This window comes from Paenisporosarcina macmurdoensis, from assembly GCF_042658845.1.
Taxonomy (GTDB): Bacteria; Bacillota; Bacilli; order Bacillales_A; family Planococcaceae; genus Paenisporosarcina; species Paenisporosarcina macmurdoensis.
Genome location: NZ_JBHSRI010000018.1, coordinates 13,668 through 29,267, shown reverse-complemented (window position 1 = coordinate 29,267; position 15,600 = coordinate 13,668). Strand labels below are relative to the sequence as shown.

The window sequence follows — 15,600 nt, the reverse complement described above, 5'->3', positions numbered from 1 at the left end:
ACCATATAATAAGGTCCTGAGCTGAAATTTGTTTCTTGATGGTAATTCCCCCTGCATATGTATAATAATTTCTCTCTAAATGAATTATATCGTTCTTTTGATATATTTGCGCAAAAAAATACAGAGACTATTTGCCTCTGCAGTTTTCTTATTTCACATACTCCGCAACCCGATTCCTACCTTCTCTCTTCGCTCCTATATAAAGCGCGCGATCTGCGTTTCGGATTAGGGCCATGGCTTCGTCACAGTCTTCTGGTGCTGTTGATATGCCTATGCTGGTTGTGATTTTCACTTGGATTAGTTGCGGCTTGTCTTCAAGTTCTGTGCGAATTTCAAATGATGTGGATTCGATTTTCGTTCGTAACTCTTCTGCTAATTTGAATGATTGTTCTTTGGAGTAGTTTGGTAGAATGACGACAAATTCTTCTCCTCCGTATCTTGCCAGAATGCCACAGTCTTCTAGTTCTACTTCTAATAATCTAGCTAGACTAAATAAGATGTCATTTCCACTTTGATGTCCATAGGTGTCATTGATGGCTTTAAAATGATCTATGTCCAACATGAGTAAGGATAATTGGCGAAGTTCTCCATTTAGCAGATCATTCATATTGATTTCAAGTTGTTGTTCTAAGTAACGATAATTATAAAGCTTTGTTAACGCACAGCGTTCGCTTTTTGAAACAGTTTCTTGTACAAAACGAGCTTTTTCAAGTGATACGGCGAAGTAGGAACATAATAGACTAACAATTTGCAGCTGGTACGTTTCAAATGCATATTTTTTTCTAGAGGCAATAACCAATATGCCTTCCATTTTCTGATTTCGACTGATTGGCACGGAAATTATGCTTTCTGCATTATTTGGAAGAAACCCAGCACTTAACTGCAACCATTCAGATTGTTTATTGAACAAAATGGATTTGTCTGTTTTGTAAACAATGCCTGCAATACTTTTTAATAATTCTTCATGAGAGTGGTCAATTTCAATATCCACATCATTTTCCATCGCTTTTAAGAAAACCATATCGCCTTCTTTAATATCTACGATATAGGAATAGTCGACAGGTAACATTTTACTTAGTTTAGTTAGAAACAATTCAATAATTTCATCACCAGTGAGTCGATCTGCTAGTTCATGGCCAATTTCAGTTGCTTGATTTAAATCTTCATTAATTCGCTCGGAATTGCTATATAAACGAACAAGGAATGTAACTAGTAAAAACGGAACGCCTAAAAGAAAGAATGCGATTGTTCCCACATATTCATTGAGCAAATATAGAGTTATTCCGAAAGGAAAAGTCACGATTATTCCAGCGTAATCCCAAATCGTATCTCTTCCGAAAAATCCTTCGTTTTCTTGTTTTGTTAATCTAAGATAAGAATATAAGATTACATGGTTAGTAAAAATATTGATGACTTGATAGATAAATCCGAAGAAGATGATGTCTTTTAATTCGATGGATCCAACTTGATAGCCCATTAGTAGGACCAAGACACCACTAATGACAGAAACCATAAAGAACATAAATGAGTTAAATATCGCACGATAGAAATCACTAAATCCGATTTTCAATTTCATCACGAGTGGAATAATTGAGAGTTGCATGACCAGTACTTCTACAAATACACCATATTTCAAAAATATGGCTAAATTGATCCACTGTATTAAAAAGATGGTGGTACCAGCTATTTTAAATGGGAAATAAGTTGTCAATATGGCGAGTACGGAATATCCCAATAAAACCGGCCAATTAATTTCTTGATCTGGTGCATAGAACTGATAAAGAAGATAAATACCAATTGGAACAAATAGAGCCCAAATGACCCAAATCAATCCTTGTGTACGTTTCGAAATGTCCATAAGCACCCCTTCCAATATGGTTCCATGTATCTATTACAAAATACATCGTATCAAATTTAGAAAGTTTTGTCATCTTTTAAATCTGGTGATTCCCAAACATTTCGAGCGCTTTTAAACGCATTTCTGACAAGAGATACAAGGAACCCGTTACTATTGTCGTGTGTGTTTTAGAAAGATTTTTTTCAATAGATTCTAGTGGTTCTTTAGTCATATAAACGAAGTGTGATTCACTAATTTTCGACAAAGCCGAAGACGACATGGAGCGATTATCTTCGAAATCTACAAATGTGAAATTTGAAGAAATTTCTTCAAAAATCCGTAAAATCTTTTCAACATCCTTGCCTTTTATCATTCCAACGTAAAAATGAATGGGTGTATTCGGGAAAAATTCCTTCACTGTATCTACGAGCGCTCTAGCACTTGCCGGGTTATGTGCTCCATCAAAATACAATGTGTCTGTAATCTTTTCAAAACGACCTGGAATAAATGTTTTACTTAATCCATTACGAATTAAATCTTCATTAATGTTAATGTGAAGCTTGTCCATTACATACAAAACGGTTCGAATTGCCAATGCAGCATTGTTTAATTGGTGTTGACCTAAAAGTGGAACAGTAAGATTCGAAATATGTTGCCCTTCATAATTATCATAGTTTCCGTTTATGAATGAAAAATCTTTATTAATCTTCCATAGAGGTGATTGAAGTTCTAGCGCTTCCTTTACTAAGACTTCTTCAGCATCTCCTTCTAACACTCCGATGATGACAGGGATTCCTTGTTTAATAATCCCTGCTTTGTGAAAAGCCACTTCTTCAATCGAGTTTCCTAAAAATTGCTCATGTTCTAATGCAATGCTTGGAATGACAGAAATTATTGGTGTAATGACATTCGTGCTATCAAACCTGCCCCCCATTCCGGTTTCTAGCAAAACGATTTGAGGTTGGAATTGCTCAAACGCCATAAATGCTAGGACCGTTAACAATTCAAAATCAGTGAGCAAGCCACTTAGTCCCGCTTCTTTCGCCTGTTTAAAAACTTCATCTAATTGTTGCGAGGAAATATAGTGTCCATTTAATTGAATTTGATCATGCACATCCATAAAACAAGGCGAATAAAAGCATGCCGTCTTGACGCCATGTTCTTGAAGCATGGCGTTCATCATGCTAATGGTTGATCCTTTGCCATTGGTGCCGGCCACATGAATAATTTGGAGGTTCAAGTGAGGGTTCCCTACTTTTTGTAATGCATTAGTTATTGCATCAAGGCCAGGTTCGATTGTATTTTTACTTTCCATTTGAAAACGTTGTTTGTATTCATTAAATTTTGGAATCATTAGTGTATCTCCTTTCGTCAAACGACAAAGTGACCCCACCTTAAACAACAGGTAGGGTCAATTATTAAAGTACTTTTGCTTGTGCTTTTTTTATTAAATAAGGACGGGCGAGTGACATGAAGTACAGTGAGCCCGTGACGAGAACCATACTTGATTCGTCTAATTTCTCTAAAGTTTGCTCCAGTGCATCTTGCCAGTTTAGGATTAATTGTTTTTGTGGATGGTTTGTTGCTTGGAATATATCTTTAGCGACCGCTGCATTTTTCACATGAATTTCTGTCACTGTAATGCTTGTTGCAATTTCATCTAGCATATGAAGAACTGATGTGATGTCTTTGTCTTGAAGTGCCGTAAAGACGACATGAATATTTTTGGTCGCGTAGCGTTGATGAATGGTTTGAAGAAGAACTTCCATACCTGCTGGGTTATGTGCCCCGTCAATAATTACATTTGGCAATACTTCTTCAAAACGTGCTGCCCAACTTGAAGTCAGTAATCCTTGGCGTATGCTAGCTTCGGTAATGGTGTAATCATAGTACCTGTTCAACAACAGTGCTGCTGAAATGGCCAGAGATGCATTTTCAATTTGATGATGACCCTTCATCTTCAAGTGTAAATCAGCTAGAGAATCGTCGGTAAATCGATAAGAAAAACGTTGTTGGTTTTCTTCTTGGGTAACATTTTCTATAATAAAATCTTTATATAATTGATAGATAGGTGCTTGTTCCAATGTCGCTTTATTCTCGATTACAGCTACCGCATCATTTGCTTTTACCGCACTGATAACAGGTACCAATGGTTTTATGATTCCCGCTTTTTCAATTGCAATAAGTTCAATGGTGTCGCCCAAAATTTGCGTATGGTCTAGTGAGATTGAAGTTAAAATCGATAACAAGGGCGTGATCACATTCGTTGAATCGAATTTACCACCGATGCCTGTTTCGATTAATGCAATGTCAACTTTCATATCGCGGTAATACATAAAGGCGATAACGGTCAATATTTCAAAAAAGTTAGACCCTTCGCCCACTTCTCCGACTTCCAAAAGCGGATAGATATCGTTCATATATTGGATAAATTGATCATCAGTTATCATTACATCATTCATCATGATACGTTCATTTACTTTTTCAAGGTGAGGTGAAATAAAACTTCCTACTTGGAGGCCATCCGCTATTAAAATTTCTTTTAACGCGTTCAATGTAGATCCTTTGCCGTTTGACCCTGCGATATGGATAGAACGGAAGTCTTCATGCGGATTTCCTAGGACAGCCAAGATAGCTTTGATACGACTTAATCGACCATTGCGTTCCGTTTTCTGATCCATAGAATATATGAATTCAATTACTTTATCGACTGATGTAAACACATAGGTCACTCCTCAAACTGAATATTCCCAGATTTTCCGAGAATTCACTTTATTCTATCACGTTCATTCGCGGAAAAGATATGAAATTATTTCTAGTTACTAAAGAATATTTTTCCACCATAACAACCATACCTTTGGAACTGTTTGGATCTAAATTGATGTGATTGATTTCCGTTACGGGTGGACGCTTTCCGCGGGCATGGCCTCAGTCTCCTCGACGAGCAAGCTCGCCTTGCGGGGTCTTCAGCTCATGCTATTCCCGTTGGGGTCACCACCCTCCACTCCAATCAAATAACCTAAATTCTTAACCAATTCAAAGGAATACACTTTCAATTAATTGTGTATCACTCATGAAAAGGCATTTTTGAAATTGACTCAGTTACTATATGAAATATATATGACATTTTATTGTTTCAAAAACAACAATGCTCACATTTTTTTGGTGGATTATTTTCTATGAAATTTAAATTACAACGTGAAACCTCATTGAAACAATTTGGGTGGGGGTTTCAATTTCTTTAAAGCTTGAAAATATCGCGGATTTTTCCTTAACTTAGGTTTTCAGACGTCAACCGCGATTTTTCAGACGTGAAGCGTCTTTTTTCAGACGTCGACTCCATTTTTTCAGACGTCAACGTCAAAAAGTCAGACTGAGCCTCCGCTCAGTTTAATGGTATCAGATTTTGGAGTTATAACAGTGAGTAAAAATCTTTAATTGGGCTACTCGCTCCGCTCCGCAGCCTTTTCTGCGGGGAGGGACTTCTATTGAAAAAAGGGTATCCCAACATATCGGGACACCCTCCAATCAAATTATAAAGTTTTCAATTCAGCTAAGCGTTTTTCTACGATTGCGTGTTTTTCGATATAATCTGCTTGTTTCGCACGCTCTTCTGCAACTACTGCTTCTGGTGCTTTTGAAACGAAGCGTTCGTTTGACAGTTTACCTGTAACGAGTTTAACTTCTTTTGCCCATTTCTCAAGCTCTTTTTCTAAGCGCACTGTTTCAGCTGCGATGTCGATTAAGCCTTCTAATGGTAGGAATAGTTCTGCACCCGATACTACACTTGACATGCATTGACCTGGTGCTTCGATTCCTTGACCTAATACTAATGGTTCTGGATTACAGAATTTCTCTAAGTACTTCGCGTTTTCTTCAAGTACTGCTAGAGTTTCTGCATCTTTTGCCGAAATATATAATGGTACTTTTTTGCTCATTGGTGTTTGTACTTCAGCACGAATCGTTCGTACCGAGCGAATTATATCTGACAGCAACTTCATGTTTGATGCTTTTTTGCTATCCGTTAATGATTCGTTTACAGTCGGCCATGCCGCTATTGTAATCGATTCACCTTCGTGAGGTAGGTTCTGCCAAATCTCTTCAGTGATGAATGGCATGAATGGATGTAGTAAACGCATAGTATTGTCTAATACATACGCTAATACAGAACGCGTCATTTTCTTCGCGTCTTCGTCTTCACTGTGTAATGGAAGTTTCGCCATTTCGATGTACCAGTCACAGAAGTCATCCCAGATGAAGTTATAAAGGGCGCGACCTACTTCGCCGAACTCATATTTCTCCGCTTGTTTCGTTACTTGATCAATGGTTTCATTTAAACGAGTGAGAATCCATGCATCAGCAACAGATTTTTCTCCGCTTAAATCAATATCTTCAAACTTCATGCCTTCCATATTCATCATGGCAAAACGTGAAGCGTTCCAAATTTTATTCGCAAAGTTCCAAACGGACTCTACTTTTTCAATCGAGAAACGTAAATCTTGACCAGGTGAAGAACCAGTTGATAAGAAGTAACGAAGTGCATCGGCCCCGTATTGGTCAATAACATCCATTGGGTCAATTCCGTTACCTAAAGACTTAGACATTTTGCGTCCGTCTTCAGCTCTTACTAATCCATGAATTAATACATCGTCAAATGGACGTTGATCAGTAAATTCGATTCCTTGGAAAATCATACGAGAAACCCAGAAGAATATAATGTCATAACCTGTTACTAATGCATTAGTCGGGTAGTAGCGTTTGAATTCTTCATTCGCTTCGTCAGGCCAACCCATCGTTGAAAACGGCCATAGTGCTGAAGAGAACCATGTATCTAATACATCTTCATCTTGCTTCCAGTTTTCAACGTCCGCAGGTGCTTCATGACCAACATAAATTTCACCTGTTTCGATATGATACCAAGCCGGAATTCGATGGCCCCACCATAACTGACGAGAAATACACCAGTCGTGAACGTTTTCCATCCAGCGTAAATAGGTGTTTTCAAAACGGTCTGGTACGAATTGAACTTTATCTTCACTCTTTTGTAATTTAATCGCTTGTTCAGCAAGTGGCTGCATGTTAACGAACCATTGTGTTGACAGATATGGTTCTACAACTGCTCCACTGCGTTCTGAGTGACCTACTGAATGCGAATGCTCTTCGATTTTGTAAAGAACGTCAGCTTGCTGAAGATCCGCAACAATTTGCTTACGGCAATCAAAACGGTCCATACCTTCATATTTCCCTGCTAATTTATTCATCGTACCGTCTTCATTCATAACTAATACGCGTTCTAAGTTATGACGATTACCGATTTCAAAGTCATTAGGGTCATGAGCTGGAGTAATTTTTACAGCACCACTTCCAAAATCCATTTCCACATAATCATCTGCTACGATTTTAATTTCACGTCCTACAATTGGTAACGTAACCGTTTTACCGATTAAGTGTTTGTAGCGATCGTCTTCTGGATGAACCGCTACTGCTGTATCACCAAGCATAGTTTCTGGTCGCGTTGTCGCCACTTCTATAAATCCAGTGCCATCTGTTAGTGGGTAACGCATATGATAGAAAGCACCCTGTACGTCTTGATGGATAACTTCAATATCCGATAATGCTGTTTTCGTTGCCGGATCCCAGTTAATAATACGTTCCCCACGATAAATGAGGCCCTTATTATAAAGTTTTACGAACACTTCTTTTACGGCATTAGATAAACCTTCATCGAGTGTGAAACGTTCACGTGAATAATCAAGACCTAAACCAAGTTTTGACCATTGTGTACGAATATGACCAGCATATTCATCTTTCCACTTCCACGTCTCTTTAACAAACTCATCACGACCTAAATCGTAACGTGTTTTGCCTTCAGAGCGAAGTTTCTCTTCTACCTTAGCTTGAGTGGCAATACCTGCATGGTCCATTCCTGGTAACCACAAAGCATCATAGCCTTGCATGCGTTTCATGCGAATTAAAATATCTTGCAAAGTTGTGTCCCATGCGTGCCCTAAATGCAATTTACCAGTTACGTTTGGTGGTGGAATAACGATGGTATACGGTTCTTTGTCGCTTTCAGGTTGCGCCTCGAAAAACTTCCCTTTTAGCCACCATTCGTAGCGTCCTTGTTCAATGGACTTAGGATCATATTTCGTTGGCAGTTGTGTGTTTTGTTGTTCAGTCATCATATGTTCCTCCTAATTTTTGAATACAAAAAAACTCCTATCGTCACAAAAAGGACGAAGGAGTTGTTCGCGGTACCACCTTTATTCGCAGATGACAAAAAAATCATCACGCGCTCAAGTTTATATAACGGCTTTTAACCGATTTCTGCTACTTCCTATTTTCACAGAAACTGCTCCTGGGCGACATTCAAATGTGTGTTTACGGAAACTTTCAGCAAGCGTTTCCTCTCTAATGAAAACAACAACATTTTACTCTTCCCAATCAATGCATCGATATTTAATTAATTTATCATTTAATACTATTGATAAGTATTGTATCGAATGATTTATGTTACCGTCAAGTATTTTTGAAAGGAGGATTTATTATGAGACGAGGATATAACCCCTACTTGCTTCCCCCTTGGCTTCGAAAAACTCGATTTTATTGCAAGAATATCATTTTGCCGATTACAGTATTCGAATTAATCCGATGCATATTTATACCGACAACATTCGATTTTTTACTGTTATGCCTTTTAATCGGTATATTGGTTTTGTTTCAAAAAGACATCATTTAACTTCGTAAACAGAATAAGCATCTGTTAAGCCACGTAAGAAAAATGGTAATTCAGCGTCTTCTTTGGACACTGGGCGCTCCTCTGAATTAGACGATTCGTGTGAAGAACTACTAGAACTACTACTTTCTAGTGTTGGGGATTCCCGTTCTGGTGGTTTTTCATACGAACACGTCACTTGCCATTCCACTTTCAAGGCATTTTCATCTGTAATATGTGCCTTCACGTCTGACAATTCAATTTCAGGTTGTCTATTGCCATGCACATACGTAGGCGGCAATTCCACAAACAATGGAACTGCATATTCAAAATATCCATTATCTCCGTTGATGTCTAAATCCTCAATTGAAATCCATTCAGAAGTTCCGTGATGTTCACATTCACCTGGCTGAAATCCTACATTCGCCGCGATATGGTAAATGCCGTATAAACTAGACACACCATTTACCTGTTGAAATTCGACTTGCGGTTTAACCGCTATGCGTGACGCACTAGTTGGTACACCAAAACTTTCCGGAAAATAAAATACTTCTTGAAGTTGCCAATTAACTTGATTCACTTCTTGTCCTCCTTCACAGTGCTATGTGAAAGATTTTATGCGAGTGAACGAGCCTTTATGCTACTAAATAATGATTTGATATTTTATTGAAATAAATTACACATCACGGACTTTCAATAAATAGTAGTGAGAAGGAGCTGTCCTAAAAGTCGTGAAATATGACTAAGGGCAGTTCCTTTTTTATATTTAGTAGAGGTTGATTTCCACTTCAAACGGACGCTTTCCGCGGGCATGGCATCAGCCTCCTCGACGAGCAAGCTCGTCTGCGGGGTCTTCCGCTCATGCTATTCCCGCTGGAGTCGCCGTCTTCCATTCCAATCAACCTTAAGTTTATCATGTACAAAACAGACAATTATACATTGTTAGAATGTTCAAATGGAGGTACAGAAAAAAGACTCATTTTCTCCACTTATTTTATAATAGAGGGACTTTATAGACAGCCTCTTCTTTCTATTTCAATGGAACTTTCTGTAATAGGAGACGTTTCAATCACTATGAATTGATTATGTGATGAGTAATTAGATTTGTAATACGTTATGGAAGTTTGCAATCGGAACGAAGGTATTAGAGAACATTATTTTGAGTGGTGTAGAATGAGGTGATTTGATGGGTTTTTGGTATTTTTTAATATTGTTGATCGGCATTCTTTTTCTAATTGTTGGTGCACTAAAAAAAGACGTGTCTCGTTCAGTTAAGATAGTAGTTCTGCTGTTTATTTTCGGGATTCTATTCATTATTGTTTCACTATTCATGTTTTTGCCTGGCAGCGATGAATTTATAAGTGAACTATTGAAATTAAGCGAAGCGTAAAATGGCACCAGCTCGTTTTCCGGACTTGACTTCTAACTGCTTAGTTGTCTTATTGAAACCCCTCGCTCACAGAAAAGAGCCCTGTAGCATTTTAGCGGAATGGCTCCTATCTAAGTGTTTTTGATTGGTTTTGTTTTCACTACGCTACTGTTTAAAGTAGAGTGATTCCATAGATAGTATGTTTTAAAGTAATTACTGGAGAATTGGATTTTCCCGGAAAATAAATGAAGCAGAAAGAGTTCGAAATACCATCTTCGACCGAACATCTATTTAAAGAGAGCACCGCTTCTTTAGTAAACCAAACGATTTTAACTATGTATGTCCAGGTTGTAAGGGAGCGAAAGGTGCACAGCCGTCGCAGGATGATCTAAAAAAAGAGAGGTGAGCGCAGTGACGAAGTCACAAGCTCATCTCTCTTTGTTCTATAGATTATGGTGCAGCAGTTAAAGCGCCTGAAGCGGACTGGAAACCTATTGAAGTCAATTACTAAGCTTTCAACCATCTCTTCAATGCATAGGTCAACACCGGTCCCGCTATTAACAAGATAAAGAAAATACGGAATAGATGAAAACTGGTTACCGTCGACAAATCCGCTCCAGTTTCTAAAGCTGTGATAGACATTTCGGCTATGCCTCCAGGTGCAGCACTTATAAAGAAATCTAGAAACGTGTTGATAGGATGAATGAACGTTAATATGTACGCCAATCCTGCACAAAATGCAATGAGAGCCAAATTCGTCAGCACAATGGCACCAAACAGTCTCATCGATAATTGATCACGCACTTTTTCAAGCTGTAAGCCTAAATGTGCACCAACAAAAATCTGAGAGAGAATCAATACGATTGAAGGCACTTCCACAACCGGATGATCCGTAACAAACTGCACGATGGCCATGGATAAAATAGGGGCCATGAGTTCAGGTAACGGAAAATGGATTTTCTTCATCCCCACAAAAAAACCAATTCCCAACACTGCAAATATGACAAAATGCACTAAGTTAAACGTAGACAACTCATCGAGAGACACATCATTTATATGTGAACCTTGAGGAATCCACGCAGTTAAAAAAGGAACAACCGTTACAACGACAAATATTCGAAACGTTTGCATTAACGTAACGACCGTGGAATTTGCTGACTTCACTTCTTCGCTAAGTAGCACCATTTGAGAAAGTCCCCCAGGCAGTGAACCTAATACACTAGTAGCAATCGTTTCCCCCGACATTTTCATAAATAACATACTCAAAAGTAATGCCACACCGACAATGGATAGCGTCATGAGAACCATTAACGGAAAATCACTCCACATGAGTACGATCGATGCTTTTGTAAAGGATGAACCAATTTGTATACCTAGAAAGATTAACCCAATTTGACGCAATAATTTTGGCCATTCAAATTCAACTTTTGTATATTGACGTAGAAGTAATAATGAAACCATTGGACCGAGTAGCCATGGCAAAAAGATACCAATCCAATCAAAAATGAATCCCGCAGTAGCAGCTATTAAAAATGTCCGTACAATCATCCATGACTTCCTCAACTCAAACTCACCTCTTTCACTCACCAAAAGTGCCAGGCACTCGTGTTAAATCGGGGAGGGAAACGTCCCGCTAATACGGATGTATCTTGTCCCCCGCTCGCCTGTCATTTCTTCAAAAAAGCCCTGATACTCTTGAGAGTACCAGGACATGTTAATTAAGCTAATTGAGCAAACACTTTGTGGAATGCTGCTACTGTTTTTGCAATGTCTTCAGATGTATGAGCTGCAGATAAGAACATACCTTCAAATTGTGAAGGTGGTAAGAAAATGCCTTCTTCTGCCATCAGACGATAATATTTTGCGAACATTTTTAGGTCAGATGTTTTCGCGATATCGTAGTTTGTAACCGTATCATTTGTAAAGAAGAACCCAATCATTGATCCTGCACGATTTACTGTATGTGGGATATGGTATTTAGATGCTGCATCACGGAAGCCAGTTTCTAATTGATCTGCAAGACGATTGAAATGATCATATGTTTCAGGTGTTAATCGAGACAATGTTTCAAGTCCGGCAGTCATGGCAAGTGGATTACCTGACAATGTGCCTGCTTGATAAATCGGACCACTTGGCGCGATTTGAGACATAATTTCAAGTTTCCCGCCGTAGGCACCAACAGGAAGTCCCCCGCCGATTACTTTTCCAAGACACGTCATATCTGGAATCACGTTAAAATGACCTTGTGCACAATTGTAGCCAACACGGAAACCAGTCATGACTTCATCAAAAATCAGAACCGTTCCGTTGTCTGTTGATAATTCACGAAGTAGTTCTAAGAAACCTGGTTCAGGACCAACAACGCCCATATTTCCTGCAACTGGTTCAACGATAACAGCAGCTAAGTCTTCACCATGTTGTTTAAACGCAGCTCGAACGCTGTCTAAATCATTATAAGCTACTGTAATGGTGTTTTTCGCAACCGATTCCGGAACACCTGGGCTATCCGGTAATCCTAATGTAGCGACGCCTGAACCCGCTTTTATTAATAAGCTATCGCCATGTCCATGGTAACAACCTTCAAATTTCAATATTTTATCTCGTCCTGTGAAACCGCGTGCTGCACGTAATGCACTCATTGTCGCTTCAGTCCCTGACGAAACCATACGGATCATTTCGATTGAAGGAACGCGCTCCATCACAAGTTTTGCTAAGTCATTTTCAACCAGCGTAGGAGCACCAAAACTCGTACCCGTTTCTGCTACTTTTTGAATAGCAGCTACAACGTCTGGATGAGAGTGACCTAAAATCAAAGGTCCCCAAGATAACACGTAATCGATGTATTCATTGCCATCAACGTCAGTGATCGTAGCGCCTTTTCCACTTGCCATAAAAATAGGATCCATATCTACTGATTTAAATGCACGAACCGGGCTATTGACACCACCTGGCATTAATTTTACTGCTTCACTAAATGCTTGTTTTGACTTTTCATATGAACGTCCCATTATTTCGCCCCCAACCAACGTGCCACGTCTTTCGCGTGATACGTCATGATTAAATCTGCGCCTGCACGTTTCATGCTTGTTAATGTTTCAAGTACAATTTTTTCTTCATCTACCCAGCCGTTTTGAGCTGCCGCTTTTACCATCGCATATTCTCCACTTACATTGTAAGCCACGATTGGTACATCAAAGTTATTTTTCACGTCACGTACAATATCTAAATAAGATAATGCAGGTTTTACAATTAGGAAATCAGCGCCTTCTTCGATGTCTGATGTTGCTTCACGCATGGCTTCATTGCGGTTGGCATAATCCATCTGGTACGTTTTACGGTCGCCGAATTGAGGTGCACTGTTTGCCGCTTCACGGAAAGGACCGTAGTATGCTGATGCGTATTTGACCGCATATGACATGATGGGTAAATGTGAGAATCCTGCTTCATCTAAGCCGTAACGAATCGCTGCTACAAAACCATCCATCATATTCGACGGGGCAATAATGTCTGCGCCAGCTTTAGCTTGTGCAATCGCTGTGCGTGCCAATAAATCAAGTGTTGGATCATTTAGAACTTGTCCATTTTCAATAATGCCACAGTGACCATGGTCTGTGTATTCACACAAACATGTATCTGCAATGACGATTAATTCTGGATGACGTTCTTTCGCAAAGCGAATCGCTTCTTGAATGATGCCATGATCGTGATACGCTTGTGTGCCTTCAGCATCTTTTTCTAGCGGAATTCCGAATAAAATAATGGACGGGATTCCGAGTGATACCACTTCGTCCAGTTCAGCCCCTAATTGGTCAAGAGAAAATTGGAACACTCCTGGCATTGAAGAAATAGGATTTTTAATATTTTTACCTTCGGCAACGAATAATGGATAAATTAAATCGTCTGTATGTAATCTCGTTTCGCGGACCATCGCTCGCAATGTTGCGCTATTTCGTAAGCGACGGTGTCTGTTAAATTGAAGTTCTTTCATGAGTATAAATCATCCTTCCAATTAGCAATTTCTTGAACGAGTGCAAGCCATGTATACGTAGTTGCTTGTACATGAACAGCCGCTCCATGATTTAGTAATGCAGCTGCAGTCACATGACCAATGGCTGCAATTTTAATGTGCTTCCAACCTATTTCCTGTGCAATTTCAGTTGCGTATATATGAACAGCAGACGGACTTGCAAATGCCACGAAAACAGTTGGATGTTCCTTTATATATGTGGATAAGCGGACCGCATTTTTCACGTCGGGAAGTGTTTCATAAACCGTCCATTCATCTACTTGTTGGCTCAGACCAGTTCTAATCGTAGCTTTCGCAAGTGACCCTCTAAGAAACAAACAATGTTCCGATTGATTTGACACGTGTGAAAACTGTTGAACGAATTCATCTGCACTATACGTAGTTGGTGTAAACGACACATGAAACCCTATTTTTTCTAAAGCCCGTGCTGTATTTTTACCGACAGCAGCAATCTTACACTTCAGATTATCTACAGCTACCTGATCCCTCGTCAGCTTTTCTTCAAATGCTGACACTGCATTTTGACTTGTAAAAATGAGCCAATCATAGCTAGGCAATTTTATTATAAAAATGTCATCTTGATTGGTAAGTTCTTGTGTTCGAATGAGTGGGAAAGCTTGCACTTTCCCACCCAGTCTTTCAACTTCTAAAAAAGCTTCGCTCGATTTCGGTTGACCTGTAAAGACAATGGTTTGTCCTCGCAAATCACCCTTTTTAGACATTTAAATCGGCTCTTACTTGTTGGATCAAATCATAAGCACCTTGCGCGCTTAAAATCTTAGCTACTTCTTTACCAGCTGTTTCAGGCTCTACATTTGTTGCAGATTGTTTATATACTTGTTCTGCATCAGGTGAAGCAACAAGTCCAGTAAACTCAACTTGTCCGTTTTCAATCGTAGCAAATCCAGCTATAGGTACTTGACATCCTCCATCCATCGCATATAAAAATGCACGCTCTGCATGAACAGCATCCCATGTGTCTGAATGAGTTAATTTTCCTAGTTCCGCTAATAATTCTTCATCTTCTCCGCGGCATTCAATCGCTAAAGCGCCTTGACCTACTGCAGGTAGACAATCTTCTACTGACAAATATTCTGTTACCACTTCGTCACTCCAGCCAAGACGTTTAAGTCCCGCAGCAGCTAAAATAATCGCATCGTACTCTTCAGTTTGAAGTTTTGCTAAACGCGTATCCACGTTTCCACGAATCCATTTAATTTCAATGTCTGGACGAAGTAAAAGAAGTTGAGCAGCACGTCGTAAACTACTTGTCCCAACAACCGCCGCTACTGGAAGCTCCATAAACTTCACATGACCCGTTGAAATGTAAGCGTCACGTGCATCTTCACGTGGAGGAATACAGCCAATGACAAGGCCTTCTGGCAACTCTGAAGGCATATCTTTCATACTGTGAACTGCAAAGTCAATTTCTTTGTCGAATAAAGCTTGTTCAATTTCTTTTACGAACAAACCTTTACCGCCAACTTTTGAAAGTTGAACATCTACGATTTGATCTCCTTTTGTTACGATTTCCTTCACTTCAAATTCAAATGGTGCTCCCGCTTGTTTTAATTGATCAATAAACCAGTTCGTTTGCGTTAATGCTAATTTACTTCTTCTTGATCCAACAATAATTTTTCTCATATTAGATA

12 protein-coding genes and 1 other annotated feature are annotated in these 15,600 nt (G+C 39.2%); of the genes, 2 read left to right on the top strand and 10 right to left on the bottom strand.

The window, feature by feature from the left end; translation table 11 throughout:
• Window positions 1-148: 148 nt before the first annotated feature.
• The 4 genes from ACFPYN_RS09860 to ACFPYN_RS09845 form a co-directional block, all read right to left on the bottom strand.
• On the bottom strand, window positions 149-1,858 hold the full coding sequence (locus tag ACFPYN_RS09860) for a diguanylate cyclase (RefSeq protein WP_377733872.1): 1,710 nt from the start codon (window positions 1,856-1,858) through the stop codon (window positions 149-151).
• A gap of 76 nt (window positions 1,859-1,934) precedes the next feature.
• Window positions 1,935-3,191, bottom strand: coding sequence for a bifunctional folylpolyglutamate synthase/dihydrofolate synthase (locus tag ACFPYN_RS09855; RefSeq protein WP_377733871.1), 1,257 nt, complete (start codon window positions 3,189-3,191; stop codon window positions 1,935-1,937).
• A gap of 64 nt (window positions 3,192-3,255) precedes the next feature.
• Entirely contained in the window at window positions 3,256-4,560 is a 1,305-nt protein-coding gene (locus tag ACFPYN_RS09850) for a bifunctional folylpolyglutamate synthase/dihydrofolate synthase (protein WP_377733870.1), read from the bottom strand.
• Window positions 4,561-5,370: 810 nt separating this feature from the next.
• Window positions 5,371-8,019 (bottom strand): valine--tRNA ligase, encoded by a 2,649-nt coding sequence (locus ACFPYN_RS09845; protein WP_377733869.1) that lies wholly within the window; start codon window positions 8,017-8,019, stop codon window positions 5,371-5,373.
• A gap of 47 nt (window positions 8,020-8,066) precedes the next feature.
• Window positions 8,067-8,294, bottom strand: a binding site (T-box leader).
• A 90-nt stretch (window positions 8,295-8,384) separates the two neighbouring features.
• On the opposite strand from ACFPYN_RS09845, the gene ACFPYN_RS09840 reads away from it, so the two are divergent.
• A complete protein-coding gene (locus tag ACFPYN_RS09840) occupies window positions 8,385-8,576 on the top strand; it encodes a hypothetical protein (RefSeq protein ID WP_377733868.1) in 192 nt (63 codons plus the stop codon).
• Here the strand turns inward: ACFPYN_RS09840 and ACFPYN_RS09835 are convergent.
• Entirely contained in the window at window positions 8,569-9,132 is a 564-nt protein-coding gene (locus ACFPYN_RS09835; RefSeq protein WP_377733867.1) for a hypothetical protein, read from the bottom strand. The two genes, ACFPYN_RS09840 and ACFPYN_RS09835, sit on opposite strands and share 8 nt — an antisense overlap.
• Window positions 9,133-9,738: 606 nt before the next feature.
• Between ACFPYN_RS09835 and ACFPYN_RS09830 the strand changes: the two genes are divergently transcribed.
• Window positions 9,739-9,942 carry a hypothetical protein gene (locus tag ACFPYN_RS09830; RefSeq protein WP_377733866.1) on the top strand — a complete coding sequence of 68 codons (204 nt, stop codon included), beginning with the start codon at window positions 9,739-9,741 and terminating at the stop codon, window positions 9,940-9,942.
• A 486-nt stretch (window positions 9,943-10,428) separates the two neighbouring features.
• Here ACFPYN_RS09830 and ACFPYN_RS09825 read toward each other — a convergent pair whose 3' ends face one another.
• From ACFPYN_RS09825 to hemC, 5 genes are all read right to left on the bottom strand, one after another.
• A complete protein-coding gene (locus ACFPYN_RS09825; RefSeq protein ID WP_377733865.1) occupies window positions 10,429-11,469 on the bottom strand; it encodes an AbrB family transcriptional regulator in 1,041 nt (346 codons plus the stop codon).
• Between the two features lie 170 nt (window positions 11,470-11,639).
• Window positions 11,640-12,929 carry a glutamate-1-semialdehyde 2,1-aminomutase gene (gene hemL / locus ACFPYN_RS09820; protein WP_377733864.1) on the bottom strand — a complete coding sequence of 430 codons (1,290 nt, stop codon included), beginning with the start codon at window positions 12,927-12,929 and terminating at the stop codon, window positions 11,640-11,642.
• Window positions 12,929-13,909, bottom strand: coding sequence for a porphobilinogen synthase (gene hemB, locus ACFPYN_RS09815; protein WP_377733863.1), 981 nt, complete (start codon window positions 13,907-13,909; stop codon window positions 12,929-12,931). Before hemB ends, hemL begins: the two co-directional genes overlap by 1 nt.
• On the bottom strand, window positions 13,906-14,670 hold the full coding sequence (locus tag ACFPYN_RS09810) for a uroporphyrinogen-III synthase (RefSeq protein ID WP_377733862.1): 765 nt from the start codon (window positions 14,668-14,670) through the stop codon (window positions 13,906-13,908). The genes hemB and ACFPYN_RS09810 overlap by 4 nt, the downstream gene beginning before the upstream one ends.
• A complete protein-coding gene (gene hemC / locus ACFPYN_RS09805) occupies window positions 14,663-15,592 on the bottom strand; it encodes a hydroxymethylbilane synthase (protein ID WP_377733861.1) in 930 nt (309 codons plus the stop codon). Before hemC ends, ACFPYN_RS09810 begins: the two co-directional genes overlap by 8 nt.
• Window positions 15,593-15,600: the final 8 nt, after the last annotated feature.

What these genes read in the sequence shown, in the direction of transcription:
- hemL (WP_377733864.1), bottom strand. Translation starts at nt 12,929, where the DNA reads ATGGGACGTTCATATGAAAAGTCAAAACAAGCATTTAGTGAAGCAGTA.
- hemB (WP_377733863.1), bottom strand. Translation starts at nt 13,909, where the DNA reads ATGAAAGAACTTCAATTTAACAGACACCGTCGCTTACGAAATAGCGCA.
- ACFPYN_RS09855 (WP_377733871.1), bottom strand. Translation starts at nt 3,191, where the DNA reads ATGATTCCAAAATTTAATGAATACAAACAACGTTTTCAAATGGAAAGT.
- ACFPYN_RS09840 (WP_377733868.1), top strand. Translation starts at nt 8,385, where the DNA reads ATGAGACGAGGATATAACCCCTACTTGCTTCCCCCTTGGCTTCGAAAA.
- ACFPYN_RS09830 (WP_377733866.1), top strand. Translation starts at nt 9,739, where the DNA reads ATGGGTTTTTGGTATTTTTTAATATTGTTGATCGGCATTCTTTTTCTA.
- ACFPYN_RS09825 (WP_377733865.1), bottom strand. Translation starts at nt 11,469, where the DNA reads ATGATTGTACGGACATTTTTAATAGCTGCTACTGCGGGATTCATTTTT.
- ACFPYN_RS09810 (WP_377733862.1), bottom strand. Translation starts at nt 14,670, where the DNA reads ATGTCTAAAAAGGGTGATTTGCGAGGACAAACCATTGTCTTTACAGGT.
- hemC (WP_377733861.1), bottom strand. Translation starts at nt 15,592, where the DNA reads ATGAGAAAAATTATTGTTGGATCAAGAAGAAGTAAATTAGCATTAACG.
- ACFPYN_RS09845 (WP_377733869.1), bottom strand. Translation starts at nt 8,019, where the DNA reads ATGACTGAACAACAAAACACACAACTGCCAACGAAATATGATCCTAAG.
- ACFPYN_RS09860 (WP_377733872.1), bottom strand. Translation starts at nt 1,858, where the DNA reads ATGGACATTTCGAAACGTACACAAGGATTGATTTGGGTCATTTGGGCT.